Genomic DNA, 20,944 nt, shown 5'->3' with positions numbered 1-20,944 from the left:
AACAGTTTGTTGAACAAAGATGGAGAGAGGAAATCCGGACGGTGCCGGCGCTTGGGCGCGACAGGACAGGTGTCAGCACCGGCACCATCCGGAAACTCAGGGCCCCTACGAGAGGGGAGGCGCTCAGATCTGGGCGCCGGAGAGGCGCTCGACCGCGCGGAGCAGGGCGGAGTGGTCCAGGCCGCCGTCACCCTGGGCGCGCAGCGAGGCGACCAGCTGGGCGACGACCGCGCCGACCGGGAGGGCCGCACCGACGTTGCGGGCGGCGTCGGTGACGATGCCCATGTCCTTGTGGTGCAGGTCGATCCGGAAGCCGGGCTTGAAGTCGCGGTTCAGGAAGTTGTCCTTCTTGCGGGTCAGGACCGTGGAGCCGGCCAGACCGCCGTTGAGGACGTCCAGGGCGGCGTTGAGGTCCACGCCGGACTTCTCCAGGAAGACCACGGCCTCGGCGCACGCCTGGATGTTGACCGCCACGATGAGCTGGTTGGCGGCCTTCACCGTCTGGCCGGAGCCGTGCGGACCGCAGAGCACGATGGTCTTGCCGAGGGCTTCGAGGATCGGCAGGGCCGCGTCGAAGTCGGCCTGCTCGCCACCCACCATGATCGACAGGACGGCCTCGATGGCGCCGGCCTCGCCGCCGGACACCGGGGCGTCGATGACGCGGATGCCCTTCTCGGCGGCGTTCTTGGCGAGGTCGATCGAGGTCTGCGGGGTGATCGACGACATGTCGATGATCAGCGCGCCGGACTTCGCGTTCTCCAGGATGCCGTTCTCGCCGTACGAGATGGCCTCGACCTGCGGAGAGGCGGGCACCATCGTGATGATGACGTCGGCGTCCTTGACGGCCTCGGCGATCGAGCCGGCGGCGCTGCCGCCCGCGGCGGCCAGGCGGTCCAGCTTGTCCTGCTCCAGCGTGAAGCCGGTGACCGAGTAGCCGGCCTTCAGGAGGTTCTCGGCCATGGGGGAGCCCATGATGCCGAGGCCGATCCAGGCGATGTTGGGGAGCGTGCTCATGATGAGGGTCCTTCTCTTAATGCTTCGTACGAAAAGTGCGAGGGGTGCCTGGCTGATCGCCCGGACTTCGTCCGCCTACTGGGCGGCGCGGGCCTCGGCCGGCAGCCACGCGAAGGAGGCGGCGGCGTCGGCGGCCTTGTACTCCAGGCCTACGTAGCCCGCGTATCCGGCCTTCTTCAGCTGGTCGAGCAGCTCCTCCAGGGGCAGCTCGCCGGTGCCGGGGGCACCGCGTCCGGGCTTGTCCGCGATCTGGACGTGGCCGGTCTTGGCGGCGTACTTTTCGATGACCTCGAAGAGGTCCTCATCGTTCATCGCCAGGTGGTACAGGTCGAGCAGGAACTTGGCGTTCCCGAGGCCGGTGGCCTCGTTCACCTTGTCCACGACCTCGATGCCGGCCGGGGCGCTCACCAGCGGGTAGAGCGGCGACTCGGGCTTGTTGAGGGTCTCGATCAGCAGGATCGCGCCGACGCGGTCGGCGGCCCGGGCCGCCGTGACCAGGTTCTCCAGGGCGAGCTCGTCCTGGACGGCCGGGTCCACACCCTCGACGCGGTTGCCGTAGAGGGCGTTCAGCGCCTTGCAGCCCACCGAGGCGGCGAAGTCCGCCGCCACGTTGATGTTGGCGTTGAAGCGGTCCGACTCCTCGCCGGGTACCGAGACCGCGCCGCGGTCCGGGCCCGGAAGCCGGCCGGCGTAGAAGTTCAGGCCCACCAGCTGGGTGCCGGCGTCCTCAAGAGCCTTCTTGAGGGCGTCGAGCTCCTCCTGAGCGGGGGTGGGGGTCTCGATCCAGGGCCACCACAGCTCGACCGCCGTGAAGCCCGCCGCGGCGGCTGCCGCGGGACGCTCCAGGAGCGGGAGTTCCGTGAAGAGGATCGAAAGGTTCACATCGAAGCGCTGGTCCGTGTATCCCATGAGGGGTGTGCGCTCCTTCCGTATTGCGGAAGTTAGTTTCTGCTTGATGGAAGACTGCATGGGCTTCTGCGTGGATGTCAAGCCCGGACTGCCGAAAAATCATGACCGGGAGGTAGCTTGACCAGCGTGCGATTGAGAGTGGAGTTCACGACCGAGCCCTTCGATCTCGAAGAGGCCCCCGCCCACGCCGTGGCCGCTCGCGAGGTCATCCAGAAGGCCCAGCTGGACGCCGTCGACGTGGGGCCGTTCGGCAATACCGCCGAGGGCGACGCCGATGCGGTGCTGGCCGCCGTGGCCGAGCTGCTGCGCGGCTCGCTGGAGTCCGGGGCCACCCGGGTCTCGCTCCAGGTCAACGTGATCGGGGAGGACACCCCATGACCGAGCCCCGCGACCACCCGTTCGTCGCCGCGGTCAAGCCGCTGGTCGACGCGATGGGCGGCGAGCTGATGGATCCGTCCCTGGCGCAGGCCGACGACGTCGTGCTCAGCTGGGAGGGTCAGGACCTGCTGGCCGTACGGCTGCCCCAGCTCTCCGACTCGCTGGACCACATCCTGGCCGCGCTGGAGCGCCGGCACGGCGTACCGTTGTCGCAGCTCGACCGGAAGACCAAGCAGGACGTCGTACGGATACTGGAGGCGCGCGGCGCCTTCTCCGTGCGGCACGGTGTGGAGACGGTCGCGGGCGCCCTGGGCGTAAGCCGCTTCACGGTCTACAACTACCTGAACAGGGAAAACGCAAACAAAAACAACCAAGCGTGAAACGCATCTGACCCGTAGTGACCGCGCCGCCGCCCAATTCATCCGGGCGGCGGCTTTTGTGTACGGGAAGTTTCAACAAAGTGTTGACGCCGTGTTGTCGAGGGCGTTAGCTATGCGCAGCCCGTCAAAGCAACAACAGGCCACGGAGGCCTACCGTGACTTCGAGTCCGACCCCGGGTCTCACCCGGTTCAACGCCTTGGACGACAGTGCGGCCGCGGCCGAGCTGCACGAGGTGTGCGCCAGTTCGGCATGGGGCAGCAAGCTGCTCGCCCAGCGCCCCTTCGCCGGCCCCGAAGCCCTGTTTTCGGCCAACGAGTCCGCCATGGCGGAGCTCACCGCCGAGGACCTGGCCGAAGCGATGGCAGGCCACGCGCCGATCGGCCGGCCGAAGCCGGGAGACCCGACCTCCGCCCGCGAGCAGCGCGGCATGGCCGGCGCCTCGGAGGAGCTGAGGAACGAGCTCCTCGAACTGAACCTGGCGTACCAGGAGAAGTTCGGCCACGTCTTCCTCATCTGCGCCACCGGCGCGACCGGTGAGTTCATGCGGGACGCGGTCAAGGTCCGGATCGACCATTCACCGGAGCAGGAGCGGGAGATCGCCCGCGGCGAGCTGGTGAAGATCAACCGGATCCGTCTGACCCGCCTCGTCGAACTCGCAGAAGAAGGAGCGTGAGCATGAGCACCGAGACCACCGCGTCGGTGTCCACGCACATCCTGGACACCAGCATCGGACGCCCCGCCGAGGGCGTCGCCATCTCCCTGTCGGCCCGTACGGGCCTCGACGGTGAGTGGGCGGCCCTGGGCGGCTCGGCCACCGATGCGGACGGGCGATGCAAGGACCTGCCGGCGCTGCCGGAGGGCACCACCCACGTGCGTCTCGACTTCGAGACCGAGACGTACTTCGAGAAGAAGCAAGCCGAGGCGCAGCAGGACGCCCCCCGCGTAAGGGACAGCGGTGCGTTCTTCCCCGAGGTAACGATCACCTTCGCGGTGAACCCGGGCGAGCACTACCACGTACCGCTGCTGCTCAACCCGTTCGGCTACTCCGTTTACCGAGGGAGCTAGCATGGCCACGATTCTGGGCCAGAACCAGTACGGCAAAGCAGAGAACCGCGTCGTCAAGATCACGCGGGACGGCGACACCCACCACATCAAGGACCTGAACGTCTCGGTCGCCCTCTCCGGCGACATGGACGACGTCCACTACTCCGGCTCGAACGCCAACGTCCTTCCGACGGACACCACCAAGAACACGGTGTACGCGTTCGCCAAGGAGTACGGCATCGAGTCCGCCGAGCAGTTCGGCATCCACCTGGCGCGCTGGTTCGTGAACAGCCAGGAGCCGATCCAGCGTGCGCGCATCCGGATCGAGGAGTACGCCTGGGACCGGATCGCCACCTCGGACGCCAACTCCAAGTTCATCGGCTCCGACGAGGTGAACCACTCCTTCGTCCGCAAGGGCATGGAGACCCGCGTCACCCAGATCACGTACGACGGCCAGAACTGGGAGGTCATCTCCGGCCTCAAGGACCTGATCGTCATGAACTCCACCAATTCGGAGTTCTGGGGCTACGTGAAGGACAAGTACACGACCCTCCAGGAGGCGTACGACCGCATCCTGGCCACCCAGGTGTCGGGTCGCTGGCGCTTCAACTGGACCGACGACGAGCAGCGGATGCCCAACTGGGAGAAGTCCTACGCCGAGACCAAGAAGCACATGCTCCAGGCCTTCGCCGAGACGTACTCCCTCTCGCTGCAGCAGACCCTGTACCAGATGGGTTCGCGCATCATCAACCACCGTTCGGAGATCGACGAGGTCCGCTTCTCGCTCCCGAACAAGCACCACTTCCTGGTCGACCTGGAGCCCTTCGGCCTCAAGAACGACAACGAGGTCTACTTCGCCGCGGACCGTCCGTACGGTCTGATCGAGGCCACGGTCCTGCGGGACGGCGTTGACGCCCGCATCCCCGTGGACATGACCAACCTCTAAGCGCGGTACGCGTCGCGTCCCGGGGCTCCGCAGTGGCCCCGGGACCGTGCGCGACACGCCCCCCACTTCCTGAATCGGCACCCGGACGCAACCGACGGGGCGACAGTACTGTCAGCTGTCAGACCCCGGCTCCGGCACTCAAATCCCCTGGGTTTTGCCGTGCCCGCACCGCCACTGAAAGCACGAGGAAGTCCCATGGCAGCATCGGCAGCCCAGGACGGCGCAGTAGAGCGCACCGTCATCGAGAACTGTGCGATCGCAACCGTTGACGCGAACGACACCGAGTACGCCTCGGGTCACATCGTCATCGCCGGCAACAAGATCGAGTCCATCGGCGCGGGCAGGGCCCCCGAGAACCTCGACAACGTCGTCCGCCGCATCGACGGCACCGGGCACCTCGTGACTCCCGGTCTGGTCAACACGCACCACCACTTCTACCAGTGGATCACGCGTGGCCTGGCCACCGACCACAACCTCTTCAACTGGCTCGTCGCGCTGTACCCGACGTGGGCGCGCATCGACGAGCAGATGGCCTACTCGGCCGCCCAGGGCTCCCTCGCCGCGATGGCCCGCGGTGGTGTCACCACCGCGATGGACCACCACTACGTGTACCCCAAGGGTGCCGGCGACCTCTCCGGCGCGATCATCCGCGCCGCGTCCGAGATGGGCGTCCGCTTCACCCTCGCCCGCGGCTCCATGGACCGCAGCGAGAAGGACGGCGGTCTGCCGCCGGACCACGCGGTCGAGACCCTCGAAGGCGCGCTCGCCGACACCGAGGCGACCGTGAAGAAGTACCACGACGCCTCCTTCGACGCGATGACGCAGGTCGCCGTCGCCCCCTGCTCCCCGTTCTCGGTCTCCACCGAGCTGCTCAAGCAGGGCGCCGAGCTGGCCCGCCGCCTCGGTGTGCGCATGCACACGCACGGCAGCGAGACCGTCGAGGAAGAGAAGTTCTGCCACGAGCTCTTCGGCATGGGCCCCACCGACTACTTCGAGTCGACCGGCTGGCTCGGCGAGGACGTGTGGATGGCGCACAGCGTCCACATGAACGACTCCGACATCGCCGCGTTCGCCCGTACCAAGACCGGTGTCGCGCACTGCCCGTCCTCCAACGCCCGTCTGGCCGCCGGCATCGCCCGCGTCCCGGACATGCTGGCCGCCGGCGTACCGGTCGGCCTCGGCGTGGACGGCACCGCCTCCAACGAGTCCGGCGAGCTCCACACCGAGCTGCGCAACGCGCTGCTGATCAACCGGCTGAACCCGGTCCACCGCGAGGCCGCGCTCAACGCCCGCCAGGCCCTGCGCCTCGGTACGTACGGCGGAGCGCAGGTCCTCGGCCGTGCCGACAACATCGGCTCGCTGGAGGCCGGCAAGTGCGCCGACCTGGTGCTCTGGAACCTCAACACGTTCCTGCACTCCTCGATCGCCGACCCGGTGACCGCGCTGGTCTTCGGTGCGGCCGCCCCGGTGACGGCCTCGTTCGTCAACGGCAAGCAGATCGTCGAGAACAACCGACTCCTCTTCGCCGACGAGGACGCCATCGCGGTGTCCACCCGTGAAGAGGCCCAGCGCCTGGCGCGCATCACCGCGCAGGGCTGATCTTCCCCCTGGCTCCGCCGGGGGGACCCCCACCCCTGGCTCTGCCGGGGGACCCCCAGAGTCCGGCCGGGGGGGACGGCCCCCGGCCGGTCTGCCGCGGACCCGAGCGGGGTCCGCGGCAGCCGTTCCCGGGAAGCGCCCGAGGTTCCTCCGAAGGCGTTCCCGGGGCGGTGCCCCGTGCCACTGCTTGGCCGGAACGGTTTGGGCGAATCGTTTCCGCACCTCCTGAGCAACACACGCAACCCCCTCCACCACCACAACTCCACACCGGCTCGACCGCACAGCTTTCGCACCACCTCCAAGACACCCACGTCCCTGCCGACGTGTTACCCGACCGGAGGAAGCCGTGGCCCACACGCCCAGGTTTCGCAAAGATGCAGTCGCAGTACCGGAGGAGAAGCACCCGGTCGACGAGACCCTGCCTCCTCTGAAGATGCTCACGAGCGGCCTCCAGCACGTGGCCGCCATGTACGCGGGTGTCGTCGCCCCGCCCATGATCGTCGGCCCCGCCGTCGGACTCTCCGCCACCGAGACGGCGTTCCTGATGGGCGCCTCGCTCTTCACCGCCGGCCTCGCCACCCTCCTCCAGACCCTCGGCTTCTGGAAGATCGGCGCCAAACTCCCCTTCGTCAACGGCGTGTCCTTCGCCGGCGTGACCCCGATGATCGCCATAGGCAAGGGGGAGGGCGCGGACGCCATCCCCGTCATCTTCGGCGCGATCATCGTCGCGGGGATCGTCGGCTTCTTCGCCGCCCCGTACTTCGGGAAACTCGTCCGCTTCTTCCCACCGGTCGTCACCGGTACGGTCATCACCCTGATCGGCGTGTCCCTGCTGCCGGTGGCCTTCAACTGGTCGCAGGGCGGCAACCGCACCGCCACCGACTACGGCTCGATGAAGAACATCGGCATGGCCGCCGTCACCCTCGTCATCGTCCTGCTGATGCGCAAGTTCCTGCGCGGCTTCCTCCAGCAGATCTCGATCCTGCTCGGCCTGGTGGCGGGCACGCTGATCGCGCTCCCGCTCGGGATGACCAGCTTCGACGCCGTCAAGAACGCCTCGCTGGTGGGGTTCCCGACCCCGTTCCACTTCGGTGCACCGCAGTTCCAGGTCGCCGCCATCGTCTCCATGTGCATCGTGATGCTGGTGTGCATGACCGAGTCCACCGCCGACATCCTGGCGCTGGGCAAGATCGTCGGCCGGCCGGCGGACGCGAGGACCATCGAGGGCGGACTGCGCGCCGATACGCTCGGCAGCGCGCTCAGCCCCCTGTTCAACGGGTTCATGTGCAGCGCCTTCGCCCAGAACATCGGGCTCGTGGCGATGACCAAGGTGCGCAGCCGGTTCGTCGTCGCCGCGGGCGGCGGCATCCTGATCCTGCTGGGCCTGTGCCCGATGGCGGCCTCCGTCATCGGAGTGGTCCCGCTGCCGGTCCTCGGCGGCGCCGGCATCGTGCTCTTCGGCTCGGTCGCGGCCAGCGGGATCCAGACCCTCGCGGGCGCGGCCATGGAGAAGGGCGAGAACGCCCTGATCGTCGCCGCCTCGGTGGGCATCGGCCTGATCCCGATCGCGGCGCCGGACTTCTACCACGCGTTCCCCAAGGACCTGTTGGTCGTCCTGGACTCGGGCATCAGCACGGGCTGCGTGGTGGCCATCGTGCTCAACCTGGCCTTCAACCACTTCGGAGCCCAGCGCGCCGGAGCCGCCGCCCCGGAACCGGTCCCCGTGCACTGAACCGTGGCCCGGGGTGTCCGCCGGGCCGGGCGCCGAACGGCCGGTGCGTACGCCACCCACTGCGGGTGTGGCGTACGCACCGGCCGCTTCCGCGTCAGCCGGCGCCCCCGGGGGCCGCGGGCGTCCAGAGCATGAGGTTGCTCATCAGTTCCGCCTGCTCGATGGCGTCGTCGAGGGCGTGGTGGGTGTGGCGGCGGGCGGAGAGGAGTTCCCGGGGCATCCGGCCCTTGACCGCCGCCCGCAGCGGCACGCCCGCCTTCGTCGCGTACAGGGTCTTCATGTCGAGGCAGCCGGAGTGCCCGAAGGGGCTCTCGCCGCCGAAGCTCATCAAGTACCAGTACAGGAAGGTCCAGTCGAAGGAGGCCGGGTAGCCGCACATCACGGGCTGCGCCCCGGCCTCGGCGGAGACCTCCCGCACCCAGGCGCGGAACTCGGCCATGGCCGCCGCCGGTTCGGCGCCCTCGCGCAGCAGCCGCTCCCGGTCGAGCCCGCTGACGGCGAGCGCCTCGGGCACGTACTGCCCGCTGATCGGGCGCAGTTCGCGGTAGAAGGTCCGGCTCTCGGGGTCGGTGGCCGTGTACGATGCGCCGTCCTGCCGCCCCGCGACGGCGGCCCCGAAACTGATCATCGAGTACGGGCCGGGGATCGGGCCGTCGGCCTCGATGTCGACGGAGATGTAGAGGCTGGGGCGGGCGGGTCGCGCGGTGCGCTCGGTACGGGCTGGCATGAGCGGATCATGCCAGCCCGCGGCCGCCGCGATCATCCCGTTTCCGGGCGCCGCCGCCCTCGCGCTACACGGTGGCCCGCCGCGGCGAGGACATCCGGTCCACCATCCGTACGACCGTGCGGCGGCTCGCGAGGCGTCCGCTGAAGGCCATGGCGCGGTTCATGGCTCCGGAGATCACGCTCGGCGGCGGGTTGCGCCGGTCCAGGGCCTTCAGCGCGGTGCGCACGACCTCCTCGGAGCTCTGCATCCTGGTGCCGCTAGCGGCGTCCTCCGTGCCGACGACGTCGAAGAACTCCGTCTTCGTCGCGCCGGGCGACAGTGCCATGACCCGCAGGCCGGTGCCCTGGGACTCCTGCCACAGGGCCTCCGTGAAGCTGAGGACGAAGGCCTTGCTGGCGCCGTAGACGGCCATGTTCGGGACGGGCTGGTAGCCGGCCACGCTGGCCACGTTGACCAGCACGCCGTCGCCGCGCCCGCGCAGCGGGCCGATGAAGGCGCGGCTGATGTCGACGACGGCCATCACGTCGAGGGCCACCTCCTGGCGCAGCCGCTGCGGCTCCTCCGTGTGGAAGCGCCCGTACGTGCCGAAGCCGGCGTTGTTGATGACGCTGGAGACCGTGATCCCGCGCCGTTCGACCTCGGCGGCCAGCAGCTCCCCGCACCCCTCGACGGACAGGTCCATGGCGACCGGCTCGACCTGGACGCCGTGCGCCGCCGCCAGCTGGCCGGCGAGCGCCTTCAGGCGGTCCTCCCGGCGGGCGACGAGCACGAGGTCGGATCCCCGCGCGGCGAGCTGGCGCGCGAACTCGGCGCCCAGGCCCGAGCTCGCGCCGGTGATCAGGGTGGTCCTGCCTCGGTAGTCGACCGCGTTCACAGTGGCTCCTGCCCATGGATGACAACGTCTGGCATCACTGTATGCCTGCTTGGCAGTCACTGCCAAGCGGACAGCTGGAGTCAGACAGGCGGTCCGCCTATATGCTGGCCCGATGGGGACAACCGCAACGCAGCCGAGCCTGTGGGACCGCTCCCGGCAGGCCGTGGTGGCGAGCATCTTCGACACGGCCATGAGGCTCTTCGCCGAGCAGGGGTACGAGGCCACGACCATCGCGCAGATCGCCAAGGAGGCGGGGATCTCCCAGCGGTCGCTCTTCCGGTACTTCGGTACCAAGGAGGACATCGTCTGCGGCGAGCAGGAGGAGCTCGGCGAGCTGCTGCGCAGGACGGTGGAGGCCCAGCCCGCCGCCGCCACCCCGTGGGAGGCGCTGCGGGCCGGATTCGAGGTGCTCATGGAGGTGCACGGCGACCCCGGTCAGCTGCTGGAGATCACGACGCTGATCTTCGCCACTCCGCCACTGCGCGCCCGCTACACGCAGAAGCGGCTGCGCTGGCAGGAGATGGTCCAGCCCGCCGTCACGGCCCGGATGCCGGCCGGGGAGGGCCCGGTCCCGCAGGTGCGCGCCGCGGCCGTCACCGCCACCGTGTTCGCCTGTGTGGACGCCGCCACCGAGGCCTGGGTCCGCAGCGGCGGCGGCGCCGACCTGGCGGCCCTGTACGACGAGGCACTGGCCGCCGTACGGGGCTGACCGCGCTCGGCGGGGACGGGAAAGGGCGCCCGCGGAGGTCTCCGCGGGCGCCCCGGATCCGGAAGGCGCGTACCGGTGCTCAGGGGGCGGGCGTCAGGAACATCCCCGTGTGGTCCGCTCCGGCGGTGTTCTTGCAGCTGGATGCGGAGTTCGCGGGCTGGGCGACGGCGAGGTTCAGGCAGCGCCCGACCGCCAGCTGGCCGAAGTAGTTCGGGTGCATGGACTCCTGGACCAGCCCCTGCGTCTCGCTGCTGTCGATCCAGCGCGCCCACTCGCTCGTCTTCGCCGACGCGGGGGCCGAGCTGCTGACCTGCTTGCTGGTCTTCGCGCACACCTCGCGGCCCTGCATCATGTCCCGCAGGTCCAGGAACTGCACGCCCTTGGCAGCGGCAACTGCCTTGAGCCGTCCGGCGATCTGCGGCACGAGCGAATCGCGCGCCCAGTCCGAGTCCCGGTTCCAGAACGGGCAGCCGCCGGTGTTGAGGCGGCTCCAGTCGCTCTGCGTGTACCGGTTCTCGGCGCCGCGCGGGATCGGCGACGGGTAGGACTGCAGGACGATCCGGTACGAGGAGTCGGTGTAGCCGGCGCTCCGCATCACGGCGCGGATCTCGTCGAGGGACTTGCCGACGTTCGCCATCACCCCGTCCATCTTCTCGTCGACCCCGTACTGCTGGTCGTCGTAGCAGTACGAGCCCCACAGGGCGAAGTCGAGGGCGCAGTCCTTGATGATGTCGGCGAAGCCGAGGTCGTTGCCGCCGATGGACAGCGCGATGACCTTGACGTCGTTCGCGCGGGCCACCGCGGCGAGCTGATCGGCCTGCGGGGCCTCGCCCTTGAAGGCGACGCCGCCGTTGGAGGCGCGGAAGACGTTCTCGGAAACCGCCCCGGAGCAGGCCAGGTTCACGGCCACGTCGGCGATCGCCCCGGCGCTCTTGACCTCGGCGGAGTCGGAGCGGTGGCACCCTCCGGCGGTGCTCCCGTACACCTTGGCGGGGTCGTAGGTGCTCCCGGAGACCCAGGCGCGGTCCGTCCCGGTCCGGTTCCCGCTGTTGGTCAGGCTGTTGCCCTTCCAGCGGCCGGCCTCGCCGGAGATGTAGCTGTCGCCCATGGAGACCACGGCGGTGGGCCCGGTCCCGGGACTGGCCGCGGAGGTCCCGGCGGAGCCGGCGACCAGAGCGCTGACGGCGAGCGGCAGAACCATCCCGGCCCCGGCGAGCCGTCGCACTCGACTACGGGCCCGGTCCTTGCTGGCGGTGCGGAATCCGATCACGGCGGAACTCCTGCGGTCGGCCATGGCAATGCCGAAGAGAACTCCGGTGCATGGCTGGGAAAGTGGGGGTACCGCCGGCCGGTGGCATCGGAAAGGTGACACGGCGCGCGTTGTTACCGCTAGGTACAGGAAAGTTACGATGAAGTAACAACCGATCGATCGGTCGGGCCGTCAAGTTCCGCTTCCGTGGCCGGGTTCCGGACGCGCCTCCGCCCCCCAGGCCGGGGGCCTGGGGGGCGGAGGGGGGGTTCGGCTGCTGTGCGGGTCAGCCGACGGTGGGCGTCAGCCGACCAGTTGGTCGTAGGCCGGGAGGGTCAGGAAGTCCGCGTAGTCCGCGTCCAGGGAGACCTGGAGGAGGAGGTCGTGGGCCTGCTGCCACTTCCCGGCCGCGAAGGCCTCCTCGCCGATCTCGGCGCGGATCGCCGCCAGTTCGCCGGCGGCGATCTCGCGGGCGAGGTCGGCGGTGGCCCGCACGGGCGCGCCCTCGTGCTCGAAGACGACACCGGCGTTGATCCACTGCCAGATCTGGGAGCGGGAGATCTCGGCGGTGGCCGCGTCCTCCATCAGGCCGAAGATGCCGACCGCGCCCAGGCCGCGCAGCCAGGCCTCGATGTAGCGGATGCCGACCTGGACCGCGTTGCGCAGGCCCTCGTACGTCGGCTTCGCGTCGAGGGAGTCGATCGCGATGAGCTCGCCGGGGGCGACGGAGACGTCCTCGCGCAGCCGGTCCTTCTGGTTCGGCTTCTCGCCGAGGACCGCGTCGAAGGAGGCCATCGCGATCGGGACCAGGTCGGGGTGGGCCACCCACGAGCCGTCGAAGCCGTCGCCCGCCTCGCGGTCCTTGTCGGCCTTGACCTTCTCGAACGCGATCCGGTTGGCCTCGGCGTCCTTGCGGGACGGGATGAAGGCCGCCATGCCGCCGATGGCGTGCGCCCCGCGCTTGTGGCAGGTGCGGACCAGGAGTTCGGTGTACGCCCGCATGAACGGGGCCGTCATCGTCACCGCGTTGCGGTCCGGGAGGACGAACTTCTCGCCACCGTCACGGAAGTTCTTCACGATCGAGAACAGGTAGTCCCAGCGGCCGGCGTTCAGGCCCGCCGCGTGGTCGCGCAGCTCGTAGAGGATCTCCTCCATCTCGTACGCGGCCGTGATGGTCTCGATCAGGACGGTCGCGCGGACCGTGCCCTGCGGGATGCCGACGTAGTCCTGCGAGAAGACGAAGATCTCGTTCCAGAGGCGCGCCTCCAGGTGCGACTCCGTCTTCGGCAGGTAGAAGTACGGGCCCTTGCCGAGCTCGATGAGCCGCTTGGCGTTGTGGAAGAAGTACAGGCCGAAGTCGACCAGCGCGCCGGCGACCGGGCGCCCCTCGACCTGGAGGTGACGCTCCTCCAGGTGCCAGCCGCGCGGGCGCATCACGACGGTCGCCAGCTGTTCGGCCGGCTTCAGGGCGTACGACTTGCCCGTGCGCGGGTCGGTGAAGTCGATGCGGCGCTCGTAGGCGTCGATCAGGTTGAGCTGGCCGAGGACGACGTTTTCCCAGGTGGGGGCCGAGGCGTCCTCGAAGTCGGCGAGCCAGACCTTGGCGCCCGAGTTCAGGGCGTTGACGGTCATCTTGCGGTCGGTCGGACCGGTGATCTCCACACGGCGGTCGTTCAGCGCGGCCGGCGCCGGCGCGACCTTCCAGTCGCCCTCGCGGACCTGTGCGGTGTCCGGGAGGAAGTCGAGGTGGGAGGTGCGGGCGATTTCGGCGCGGCGCTCGGCGCGGCGGGCGAGGAGTTCGTCGCGGCGGGGCGTGAACCGCCGGTGGAGCTCGGCCACGAACGCGAGGGCCGCCTCGGTCAGGACTTCGTCCTGCCGGGGCAGGGGCTCGGCGTCGACGATGGCCAGCGATGACGGCGCTGGTGCGGACATATCTGTCACTCCTTCAGCGGCGGTGCCTGGCGGCCGCGGGGAATGCTCGCGCAGGACGGCACGCAGTGCCGCCGGGGTGGAGAGTTCCGGGATACGGTCGCGGGCGCCGTCTGGGGGTTCAGGGCGCTTCTGACCAGTGGATAGTAATTTCCTTATGGTGGAAGTTCAATGGTTTGTTGATGTCGAGATTCTCTGAGTCGACACATTCGGGCCCCCGGTGGCCCTCAGTGCCATCGTCGTCACTGCCCGCTCAACCGCCCCGCGGCCGCCGCTCAAGCCAGTCGTGCCAGGTCGGGCGGGGTGTCGATGTCGAAGGGCTCGGCGATGTCCCCGCACTCCACCAGCGTGAGCTCGTCGGCGTGATCTGTCAGGTGCACCCGCGCGCCCTTGTCCCCGGTCGCCGTCGCCGCGATGTCCGCCCAGCGGTCGGCGCCGAAGAGCACCGGATGCCCGCGCTCCCCGCCGTACGACGCCGCCGCCAGACTCGCCGGGGAGCGGTACGCCGCCAGGACCCGGGCCACGGCCGCGGGCCCGATCCCCGGCTGGTCCACCAGCGAGACGAGGGCCGCGCCGGCGCCCGTACCGGCGAGCGAGGCGAGGCCGACGCGCAGGGACGAGCCCATGCCCTGCGCCCAGTCGGGGTTGTCCACGACCACGCAGCCGCTGAGGTCCGCCCGCTCGCGGACCTCGGCCGCGGCGGCGCCGAGCACCACGTGGACCGGCCCGCAGCCCGCCTCGCGCAGCACCCGTACGGCGTTCTCGACCAGCGGGCGGCCGCGGTACGGGAGCAGCGCCTTGGGGCGGCCCCCCAGGCGGCGGCCGCCCCCGGCGGCGAGGAGCAGGCCCGCGATCACCGGGCTCGCGGTCGCGTCTGTGGAATGCGTGGTGGATGACATGTCAGCGATTCTCGCGCCTGTGGTGCGGCGGGCGGGCGGCGCGCCAGGAGACGTCGTACGGCGGCCAGCGCGGGCCCCAGGCGCAGCGGCTCGGAGATCCGGTTCTCCCTCGCCGCCGCGAAGGCGCGTTCGTCTCGGTCGGTCAGCCGGGTGTCCACGGGGCTCTCCTTGCCAATCGGGGGCCAATACCGCGAGTGTGGACCTCGATTGGTCTGGTCGGCAGAGCCAATCAGGGGAGGTTGGCATGGCAAACGGGCGAGTGGTCCAGACGGCGGACAGAGTCCTCGGCAGTCGCCAGCTCGCGGCGCTGCTCCCCTCCGAGGTGCGGGCCCGCCCCGGCTACCGGTCCCTCGCCGACGCCGTGCGGAAGCTGATCCTGGACGGCCGGATCGCCCTGCACGTACGGCTGCCCGCCGAGCGCGAGCTCGCCGAGGCGCTCGGCGCCAGCCGGGCCACCGTCACCGGGGCCTACGACCTGCTGCGCGAGAGCGGCTACGTCCGCAGCCGGCGCGGCTCCGGCACCTGGACCGAGCTCCCCGAGGGCCACGGCCCGGTCGGCGCCCACCTGCTGGCCGGCTCCGGCGGGTACCTGCCCGACGGGGAACCCGGGATCGACCTGGCCATCGCCGCCCTCGGCGCCCCCGAGGACAGCCTGACCGAGGCGCTCGCCTGGGCCGCGCCCCGGCTGCCCGGGCTCGCCCGTAGCCCCGGCTACCACCCCTTCGGACTGCCCGACCTGCGCAGCGCCGTCGCCGAGCGGTTCACCCGGCGCGGGCTCGCGACCCGCCCCGAGCAGATCCTGGTCACGGCCGGGGCCCAGCAGGCGTTCTCGCTGGTCGTGAGCCTGCTGTGCGGGCCGGGGGACCGGGTGGTCACCGAGAGCCCCACGTACGCGAACGCCCTCGACGCCCTGCGCCACTCCCGGCTGCGCACCGGGTCGATCGCGGTGTCCGATGCGGGCTGGGACATGGAGATAGCCGAGTCCACGCTGCGCCAGACCGTGCCGAGGCTGGCGTACGTGATCCCGGACTTCCACAATCCGACGGGCCTGCTGATGCCGCAGGAGCAGCGGCTGCGGCTCCTCGCGGCGACGCGGCGGACCGGGACGTGGCTGGTGGTCGACGAGACCATCGCCGACATCGCCCTGGACGTACCGGCGCCGGCGCCGCTGGCCTCACTGGCGCCGCGCGGCGGGGCGGAGCACGTGGTGACGATCGGCTCGCTCAGCAAGACGCACTGGGGCGGGCTGCGGGTCGGGTGGGTCCGGGCCACCGCGAAGATGATCACCGAGCTGGCGGCGGTGAAGGTGGCCGCCGACATGACGGGGTCGGTGCTCGACCAGCTGGTGGCGCAGCCGCTGCTGGAGGGGCTGGAACGGACCCTGCCGGCGCGGCTCGCCCGGTTGCGGGAGCAGCGGGAGGCACTGGTCGCCGCGCTGGAGCGGCACACTCCGGAGTGGTCCTGGGAGCGGGGGCCGGGCGGGCTGTCGCTGTGGGTGGACCTGGGGGAGCCGGTGAGCTCGGCGCTGGCGGAGCGGGCCGGCGCCTGCGGCGTGCACATCGGGAGGGGGGCGCGGTTCGGGGTCGATCCGGGGACGTTCGAGCACCGGCTGCGCATTCCGTACACGCTGGCCGCGGACCGCCTGGACGAGGCCGTACGCCGCCTCGCGGCCGCCTTCCACGACGGGGTACCGCTGGCACCGGCGGTGGAGCGGCCGCACTGGGTGGCCTAGGGGGTGGTGTCTTCCGGGCCCGGCTACTGCGTGCGGATCAGGCGGCGCGAGGTGGCCGCCGCCACCGCCGAGGTGCGGGAGTCGACGCCCAGCTTCGCGTAGATGTGGACCAGGTGGGACTTGACGGTGGCCTGGCTCAGGAAGAGCTTCTTCGAGATCTGCTGGTTCGACAGGCCGTCCGCGACGAGCTGGAGCACCTCCAGCTCCCGCTTGGTCAGCGCCTGCGCCGGCGTCCGCATCCGGTCCATCAGGCGCAGCGCCACCGCCGGGGCCAGGGCCGACTGGCCGGCCGCCGCCGTGCGGACCGCCGCCGCCAGCTCCTCCGGCGGGGCGTCCTTCAGCAGGTAGCCCGAGGCCCCCGCCTCGACCGTGGCCAGGATGTCCGCGTCCGTGTCGTACGTGGTCAGGACCAGGACCCGGGGTGCTCCTGCGGCGGCCGTGATCGCCGCCGTCGCCGCCGAGCCGTGCATGCCCGTACCGAACTGGAGGTCCATCAGGACCACGTCCACCGGCTCGGAGGCGGCCAGCTCCACCGCCCGCTCGGCGGTGGCGGCCTCCGCGACCACCGCGAAGTCCGGCTCGGTGTCCAGCACCGCGCGCAGCCCGGCGCGTACCACCGGGTGGTCGTCGGCCAGCAGCAGGCGGATCGTCATCAGGAGGCCTCCAGGGGCAGCGGCAGGGTGACGGCCACGGCGGCGCCCTGGCCGGGGGAGGACTCGACCGTGAAGAGGCCGCCGAGGGTCTCGGCCCGCGAGCGCATGGCCGGCAGCCCGAACCCGCCCTCGCCGGAGGGCGCCGAGGAGGGGTCGAAGCCGGTGCCGTCGTCCACGACGTCCAGCGTCACCGAGGCGTCCATGAAGGTCAGGGTGATCTCGGCGCGGTCCGCGCGGGCGTGGCGCACCACGTTGGCCAGCGCCGACTGCGCGATGCGGAGCAGGGCGACCTCGTACGGGGTGGGCAAGGCCCGGGGCGCGCCGCTCAGGCAGAACCGCACGCGCGGCCCGGGCGCGGCCGCGCACAGCCGCTCCAGCGCGGCGGCGAGGGACCCGTGCTCCAGGTCGGGCGGGGTCAGCGCCCGTACGAAACGGCGCGCCTCGGCGAGGTTCTCCTGGGCCGCCCCCCGGGCCGCGCCGATGTGTTCCAGGGCCGGGGCGTCCTGCGGGAGCGAGCGCTCCGCCGCGCGCAGCAGGAGCTGGATCGAGGAGAGGCCCTGGGCCAGGGTGTCGTGGATCTCGCGGGCCAGGCGCTCGCGCTCCGCCAGGATCCCGGCGTCGCGCTCGGCGGCGGCCAGTTCGGCGCGGGTGGCGATGAGTTCCTCGATCAGCTCGCGACGGCGTTCGCTCTCGCGGTACAGCGCCTGGTAGCCCAGTACGGTCGCCACCGCCACGGCCCCGCCGAGCAGCGGGCCGAGGAAGGCACCCGGCGAGACGGCGCCGCCGTCCGCGTGCGCCACGAAGCCGCCGATCGCCGCGCACGCGGTCACCGCGACGGCCGTGATCCCCCAGCGCAGCCGCAGTAGGTGCAGCTCCAGGAAGTACAGCGGGAAGGCGATCCACAGCCCGTCGGGAGAGACCACCAGCAGCGCCGTCCAGGCCGCGCCCAGCCCGGCCAGCCACACCGCCGCGGCCCGCGGTGAACGGTGCACCGCGGGGGCCCGCACCCCCGCCGCGTACACGGCGGCCACCGCCGCGCAGGCGGCCACCACCCAGCCGGCGCGCGGCGCGGAGTCGGTGACGGCCCGCCCGGCGGCCAGCGCGAGCAGCCCGCACACCAGCGCGTGCAGGCACAGGCGCAGCACGCGCGAGACGGGGGTGAGGGGGCGCGGAGCGGGGGAGCGAGGAGTGGCAGCCATGGCCCGACCAGCCTAAGCGGGGGCGGACGGCGCCCGGTCAATCGAAAGTTTGATGTGCGGATGCGACCTTCGATACCAGGATCGCCACCGTGGCGCGATGCCCTGTGCCCACGCCGGAGACCAGGGTGGGGGACATGTTCGTCGCATGGAGAGATCTACGGTTCGCCAAGGGCCGCTTCGCCCTCATGGGCTCGGTCGTACTGCTGATCACGCTGCTGGTCGGCCTGTTGTCCGGGCTCACCGCCGGCCTGGCCCGGGAGAACGTCTCGGCCGTCACCGGACTGCCCGCCGACCACCTCGCCTTCGCCGCGCCCGCCGGGGACCAGAAGGTGTCCTTCACCAACTCCCAGGTGCCGGAGACGGCCTGGCGGGCGTGGCGCGCACAGCCCGGGGTGGCGTCGGCCGAGCCCCTCGGCATCCGCACCACCAACGCGGTGGCCGGCGCCCGTACCGCCGCGGTCTCCGTCTTCGGCGTCGACCCGGCCGGCCCCCTGCCGCCGCGCGGCGCCGGCCTCACCCCGGGGCGGGTGGTCCTGAGCGAGAAGGCGGCGAAGGAACTCGGCGGGCTGAGGGCCGGCGGCAAGCTGAGGATCGGCCCGCTGGAGCTGGCCGTCGCCGCCGTCTCCGGCACCGCCGCCTACAGCCACACCCCGGTCGTCTGGACGGACCTGGGCGACTGGCAGCGCATCGGCAACCCCGGCACCTCCGCCGACACCCTCGCCACCGTGATCGCGCTCGACACCGACGGACCGGCGGACCTCGCCGCCGGAGACCGGGCGGCCGGCACGAAGGCGCAGACGATCGACGAGGCGCTCGGCGCCATAGGGTCCTACCAGGCCGAGAACGGCTCGCTCCAGCTCATGCGCGGCTTCCTCTTCGCGATTTCCGCCCTGGTCATAGGGGCCTTCTTCACCGTCTGGACGATCCAGCGCAGCGGGGACGTCGCCGTGCTGAAGGCGCTCGGAGCCTCCACCCCGTACCTCCTGAAGGACGCCCTCGGCCAGGCGGTGGTCATGCTCGCGATCGGCACCGGTCTCGGTACGGCCATCGCCGCCGGGTTCGGCGCGCTCATCAGCGGGGGCGACGTGCCCTTCGTCCTCGACACCGCGACCGTGCTGGCGCCCGCCGCGATCATGATCGTGCTCGGCGCGCTGGGCGCGGCCCTGTCCATCCGGCGGATCACCGCCGTCGACCCCCTGACCGCCCTCGGGAGCGCCCGATGACCCTGCTCGTGCACGACGTCACGCTCACCTACCCGGACGGCGAGAGCCGGCTCACCGCCCTGGACCGGGTCCGCCTGGAGGTGCCCGCGGGCACGCTGACCGCGGTGATCGGACCCTCCGGCTCCGGCAAGTCCAGCCTGCTGGCCGTCGCCGCGACCCTGGTCACCCCGGACTCCGGGCAGGTGGTGGTGGCCGGCCAGGACACCGCACGGCTGAGCGCCGCCGAGAAGTCGGCCCTGCGCCGGGAGAAGATCGGCATCGTCTTCCAGCAGCCGAACCTGCTGGCCTCGCTCACCGCCGCCGAGCAGCTCCAGGTGATGGCCCACCTGTCGGGCCGCCCCTCGCGGACCCTGCGCCGCCGCGCGCTGGACCTGCTGGACGCGGTCGGGCTGGCGGACAAGGCCGACCGGCGGCCCCACCAGCTCTCCGGCGGCCAGCGCCAGCGGATCAACATCGCGCGCGCCCTGATGAACGAGCCGGCCGTGCTCCTGGTCGACGAGCCCACGAGCGCCCTGGACCACGAACGCGGCGCCGCGGTGCTCGACCTGCTGGTCACCCTGACCCGCGAGCGCTCCACGGCGACCGTGCTCGTCACCCACGACCACGCCCACCTGGAGCGGATGGACCGGACGGCGACGATGACGGACGGCCGCCTGACGGAAACGGCGCAGGAGGAGCCGGCGAGGGTCCCGGCCGCCTGAGCGCCCGTCCGTACGCCAGGGCCCCGGCCCCTCCGACGAGGGGCCGGGGCCCTGGCGTACGGACCGGACCTACGCGGGGTTCTGGCTCTGCAGCGCCACCGACAGCTCGGCCGCGACGTTCTGCAGGATCGGCACGAAGGACTCGGCGACGGCCTCGGTCACCCGGCCGGCCGGACCCGAGATGGAGATCGCGGCGGCGGTCGGCGAGTTGGGCACCGACACGGCCAGGCAGCGGACTCCTATCTCCTGCTCGTTGTCGTCGACCGCGTAGCCCGTCTTGCGGACCTGCTCCAGGGCCTCCAGGAAGCCCTCCGGAGTGGTGATGGTCTTCTCCGTCGCGGCGGGCATCCCGGTGCGCGCCAGCAGCGCCCGCACCTCCTCGGCGGGCGTGTACGCGAGCAGCGCCTTGCCCACGCCGGTGGAGTGCGGCAGCACCCGGCGGCCGACCTCGGTGAACATGCGCATGGAGTGCTTGGAGGGCACCTGGGCGACGTAGACGATCTCGTCCCCGTCGAGCAGGGCCATGTTGGCGGTCTCGCCCGTCTCCTCGACCAGGCGGGCGAGGTAGGGCCGGGCCCAGGTCCCCAGGAGGCGCGACGCGGACTCGCCGAGGCGGATCAGGCGGGGGCCGAGGGAGTACCGTCGGTTGGGCTGCTGCCGGACGTAGCCGCATGCCACGAGGGTGCGCATGAGGCGGTGGATGGTGGGCAGCGGCAGACCGCTGGCGGTCGAGAGCTCGCTGAGGCCGACCTCGCCCCCGGCGTCGGCCATGCGTTCAAGCAGATCGAAGGCGCGCTCAAGGGACTGAACGCCACCGCTGGCGGCGGTGGGCTTCGCGGAAGCGTCGGTGGTGCTGGCGCTGGACGTCGGCACGGCGCGGTCCTTTCGGTGCTGGCAGGCAAGGAAGCAGCCTACCGGTCGGTCGGCGTCGGCCCTAGAGCCGGGGCGAAGCCGTCCCCGCCGGTCAGATGGGGTTTGTCCGGGTCGCGGACGTCCTCGGAAGTTACCCGCCCGCCCCCCGGTGGTGGTAGCTACATTCTGGATAG

General features: G+C 71.2%; 21 protein-coding genes. 11 read left to right on the top strand and 10 right to left on the bottom strand.

Annotation, left to right across the window (positions count from 1 at the left end; translation table 11 throughout):
• Positions 1-123: 123 nt before the first annotated feature.
• Both CP980_RS06840 and CP980_RS06835 read right to left on the bottom strand, forming a co-directional pair.
• A complete protein-coding gene (locus tag CP980_RS06840) occupies positions 124-1,014 on the bottom strand; it encodes a 2-hydroxy-3-oxopropionate reductase (protein WP_132759364.1) in 891 nt (296 codons plus the stop codon).
• A gap of 75 nt (positions 1,015-1,089) precedes the next feature.
• A complete protein-coding gene (locus tag CP980_RS06835; protein ID WP_132759365.1) occupies positions 1,090-1,923 on the bottom strand; it encodes a TIM barrel protein in 834 nt (277 codons plus the stop codon).
• A 126-nt stretch (positions 1,924-2,049) separates the two neighbouring features.
• On the opposite strand from CP980_RS06835, the gene CP980_RS06830 reads away from it, so the two are divergent.
• From CP980_RS06830 to CP980_RS06800, 7 genes are all read left to right on the top strand, one after another.
• On the top strand, positions 2,050-2,301 hold the full coding sequence (locus CP980_RS06830; RefSeq protein ID WP_099895308.1) for a thiamine-binding protein: 252 nt from the start codon (positions 2,050-2,052) through the stop codon (positions 2,299-2,301).
• The gene (locus CP980_RS06825; RefSeq protein ID WP_132759366.1) at positions 2,298-2,681 is read left to right on the top strand and encodes a helix-turn-helix domain-containing protein; all 384 of its coding nucleotides are present in this window, start codon (positions 2,298-2,300) and stop codon (positions 2,679-2,681) included. Before CP980_RS06830 ends, CP980_RS06825 begins: the two co-directional genes overlap by 4 nt.
• Before the next feature lie 155 nt (positions 2,682-2,836).
• Positions 2,837-3,355 (top strand): 2-oxo-4-hydroxy-4-carboxy-5-ureidoimidazoline decarboxylase, encoded by a 519-nt coding sequence (gene uraD, locus CP980_RS06820; RefSeq protein ID WP_132759367.1) that lies wholly within the window; start codon positions 2,837-2,839, stop codon positions 3,353-3,355.
• 2 nt (positions 3,356-3,357) lie between these two features.
• A complete protein-coding gene (gene uraH, locus CP980_RS06815; RefSeq protein WP_053702016.1) occupies positions 3,358-3,747 on the top strand; it encodes a hydroxyisourate hydrolase in 390 nt (129 codons plus the stop codon).
• A gap of 1 nt (position 3,748) precedes the next feature.
• On the top strand, positions 3,749-4,672 hold the full coding sequence (gene pucL, locus CP980_RS06810) for a factor-independent urate hydroxylase (protein ID WP_030155302.1): 924 nt from the start codon (positions 3,749-3,751) through the stop codon (positions 4,670-4,672).
• Positions 4,673-4,867: 195 nt separating this feature from the next.
• Positions 4,868-6,271, top strand: a complete 1,404-nt coding sequence (locus CP980_RS06805) for an 8-oxoguanine deaminase (RefSeq protein ID WP_132759368.1) — start codon at positions 4,868-4,870, stop codon at positions 6,269-6,271.
• Positions 6,272-6,617: 346 nt separating this feature from the next.
• On the top strand, positions 6,618-8,003 hold the full coding sequence (locus CP980_RS06800; RefSeq protein WP_150493030.1) for a nucleobase:cation symporter-2 family protein: 1,386 nt from the start codon (positions 6,618-6,620) through the stop codon (positions 8,001-8,003).
• A gap of 94 nt (positions 8,004-8,097) precedes the next feature.
• Here the strand turns inward: CP980_RS06800 and CP980_RS06795 are convergent, their stop codons facing one another.
• On the bottom strand, positions 8,098-8,730 hold the full coding sequence (locus tag CP980_RS06795) for a 3'-5' exonuclease (protein ID WP_150493028.1): 633 nt from the start codon (positions 8,728-8,730) through the stop codon (positions 8,098-8,100).
• A 64-nt stretch (positions 8,731-8,794) separates the two neighbouring features.
• On the bottom strand, positions 8,795-9,604 hold the full coding sequence (locus CP980_RS06790; RefSeq protein ID WP_150493026.1) for an SDR family NAD(P)-dependent oxidoreductase: 810 nt from the start codon (positions 9,602-9,604) through the stop codon (positions 8,795-8,797).
• 112 nt (positions 9,605-9,716) lie between these two features.
• Between CP980_RS06790 and CP980_RS06785 the strand changes: the two genes are divergently transcribed.
• The gene (locus CP980_RS06785; protein WP_150493024.1) at positions 9,717-10,313 is read left to right on the top strand and encodes a TetR/AcrR family transcriptional regulator; all 597 of its coding nucleotides are present in this window, start codon (positions 9,717-9,719) and stop codon (positions 10,311-10,313) included.
• A 79-nt stretch (positions 10,314-10,392) separates the two neighbouring features.
• Here CP980_RS06785 and CP980_RS06780 read toward each other — a convergent pair whose 3' ends face one another.
• From CP980_RS06780 to CP980_RS06770, 3 genes are all read right to left on the bottom strand, one after another.
• Positions 10,393-11,583, bottom strand: coding sequence for a GDSL-type esterase/lipase family protein (locus CP980_RS06780; protein WP_373312768.1), 1,191 nt, complete (start codon positions 11,581-11,583; stop codon positions 10,393-10,395).
• Positions 11,584-11,865: 282 nt separating this feature from the next.
• A complete protein-coding gene (gene aceB, locus CP980_RS06775; protein WP_150493020.1) occupies positions 11,866-13,494 on the bottom strand; it encodes a malate synthase A in 1,629 nt (542 codons plus the stop codon).
• Positions 13,495-13,766: 272 nt separating this feature from the next.
• Complete coding sequence (locus tag CP980_RS06770; RefSeq protein WP_150493018.1) at positions 13,767-14,390, bottom strand: nucleotidyltransferase family protein; 624 nt, start codon at positions 14,388-14,390, stop codon at positions 13,767-13,769.
• Positions 14,391-14,634: 244 nt separating this feature from the next.
• On the opposite strand from CP980_RS06770, the gene yczR reads away from it, so the two are divergent.
• Positions 14,635-16,122 carry a MocR-like transcription factor YczR gene (gene yczR, locus CP980_RS06765; protein ID WP_132759375.1) on the top strand — a complete coding sequence of 496 codons (1,488 nt, stop codon included), beginning with the start codon at positions 14,635-14,637 and terminating at the stop codon, positions 16,120-16,122.
• Between the two features lie 23 nt (positions 16,123-16,145).
• Here the strand turns inward: yczR and CP980_RS06760 are convergent, their stop codons facing one another.
• Positions 16,146-16,775, bottom strand: a complete 630-nt coding sequence (locus CP980_RS06760; protein WP_150493016.1) for a response regulator — start codon at positions 16,773-16,775, stop codon at positions 16,146-16,148.
• On the bottom strand, positions 16,775-17,974 hold the full coding sequence (locus CP980_RS06755) for a sensor histidine kinase (RefSeq protein ID WP_150493014.1): 1,200 nt from the start codon (positions 17,972-17,974) through the stop codon (positions 16,775-16,777). Before CP980_RS06755 ends, CP980_RS06760 begins: the two co-directional genes overlap by 1 nt.
• Positions 17,975-18,108: 134 nt before the next feature.
• Here CP980_RS06755 and CP980_RS06750 point away from each other — a divergent pair, with 134 nt between their 5' ends.
• Both CP980_RS06750 and CP980_RS06745 read left to right on the top strand, forming a co-directional pair.
• Entirely contained in the window at positions 18,109-19,197 is a 1,089-nt protein-coding gene (locus CP980_RS06750) for an ABC transporter permease (RefSeq protein WP_132759378.1), read from the top strand.
• The gene (locus CP980_RS06745; RefSeq protein WP_099888849.1) at positions 19,194-19,898 is read left to right on the top strand and encodes an ABC transporter ATP-binding protein; all 705 of its coding nucleotides are present in this window, start codon (positions 19,194-19,196) and stop codon (positions 19,896-19,898) included. Before CP980_RS06750 ends, CP980_RS06745 begins: the two co-directional genes overlap by 4 nt.
• 69 nt (positions 19,899-19,967) lie before the next feature.
• On the opposite strand, the gene CP980_RS06740 is transcribed toward CP980_RS06745, so the two are convergent.
• Positions 19,968-20,771 carry an IclR family transcriptional regulator gene (locus CP980_RS06740; protein ID WP_099888848.1) on the bottom strand — a complete coding sequence of 268 codons (804 nt, stop codon included), beginning with the start codon at positions 20,769-20,771 and terminating at the stop codon, positions 19,968-19,970.
• Positions 20,772-20,944 lie beyond the last annotated feature (173 nt).

Origin of the sequence: Streptomyces vinaceus (genome assembly GCF_008704935.1) — a bacterium.
In the GTDB taxonomy this organism is placed as follows: Bacteria; Actinomycetota; Actinomycetes; order Streptomycetales; family Streptomycetaceae; genus Streptomyces; species Streptomyces vinaceus.
This window is presented reverse-complemented; position numbering and strand designations above follow the sequence as displayed.

Bases quoted from the DNA above. Each gene is read 5' to 3' on its own strand.
- CP980_RS06805 (WP_132759368.1), top strand. From the start codon at position 4,868: ATGGCAGCATCGGCAGCCCAGGACGGCGCAGTAGAGCGCACCGTCATC.
- CP980_RS06750 (WP_132759378.1), top strand. From the start codon at position 18,109: ATGTTCGTCGCATGGAGAGATCTACGGTTCGCCAAGGGCCGCTTCGCC.
- CP980_RS06795 (WP_150493028.1), bottom strand. From the start codon at position 8,730: ATGCCAGCCCGTACCGAGCGCACCGCGCGACCCGCCCGCCCCAGCCTC.
- CP980_RS06825 (WP_132759366.1), top strand. From the start codon at position 2,298: ATGACCGAGCCCCGCGACCACCCGTTCGTCGCCGCGGTCAAGCCGCTG.
- CP980_RS06840 (WP_132759364.1), bottom strand. From the start codon at position 1,014: ATGAGCACGCTCCCCAACATCGCCTGGATCGGCCTCGGCATCATGGGC.
- uraH (WP_053702016.1), top strand. From the start codon at position 3,358: ATGAGCACCGAGACCACCGCGTCGGTGTCCACGCACATCCTGGACACC.
- CP980_RS06835 (WP_132759365.1), bottom strand. From the start codon at position 1,923: ATGGGATACACGGACCAGCGCTTCGATGTGAACCTTTCGATCCTCTTC.
- CP980_RS06745 (WP_099888849.1), top strand. From the start codon at position 19,194: ATGACCCTGCTCGTGCACGACGTCACGCTCACCTACCCGGACGGCGAG.
- CP980_RS06755 (WP_150493014.1), bottom strand. From the start codon at position 17,974: ATGGCTGCCACTCCTCGCTCCCCCGCTCCGCGCCCCCTCACCCCCGTC.
- aceB (WP_150493020.1), bottom strand. From the start codon at position 13,494: ATGTCCGCACCAGCGCCGTCATCGCTGGCCATCGTCGACGCCGAGCCC.
- CP980_RS06770 (WP_150493018.1), bottom strand. From the start codon at position 14,390: ATGTCATCCACCACGCATTCCACAGACGCGACCGCGAGCCCGGTGATC.
- CP980_RS06785 (WP_150493024.1), top strand. From the start codon at position 9,717: ATGGGGACAACCGCAACGCAGCCGAGCCTGTGGGACCGCTCCCGGCAG.
- CP980_RS06760 (WP_150493016.1), bottom strand. From the start codon at position 16,775: ATGACGATCCGCCTGCTGCTGGCCGACGACCACCCGGTGGTACGCGCC.
- yczR (WP_132759375.1), top strand. From the start codon at position 14,635: ATGGCAAACGGGCGAGTGGTCCAGACGGCGGACAGAGTCCTCGGCAGT.
- pucL (WP_030155302.1), top strand. From the start codon at position 3,749: ATGGCCACGATTCTGGGCCAGAACCAGTACGGCAAAGCAGAGAACCGC.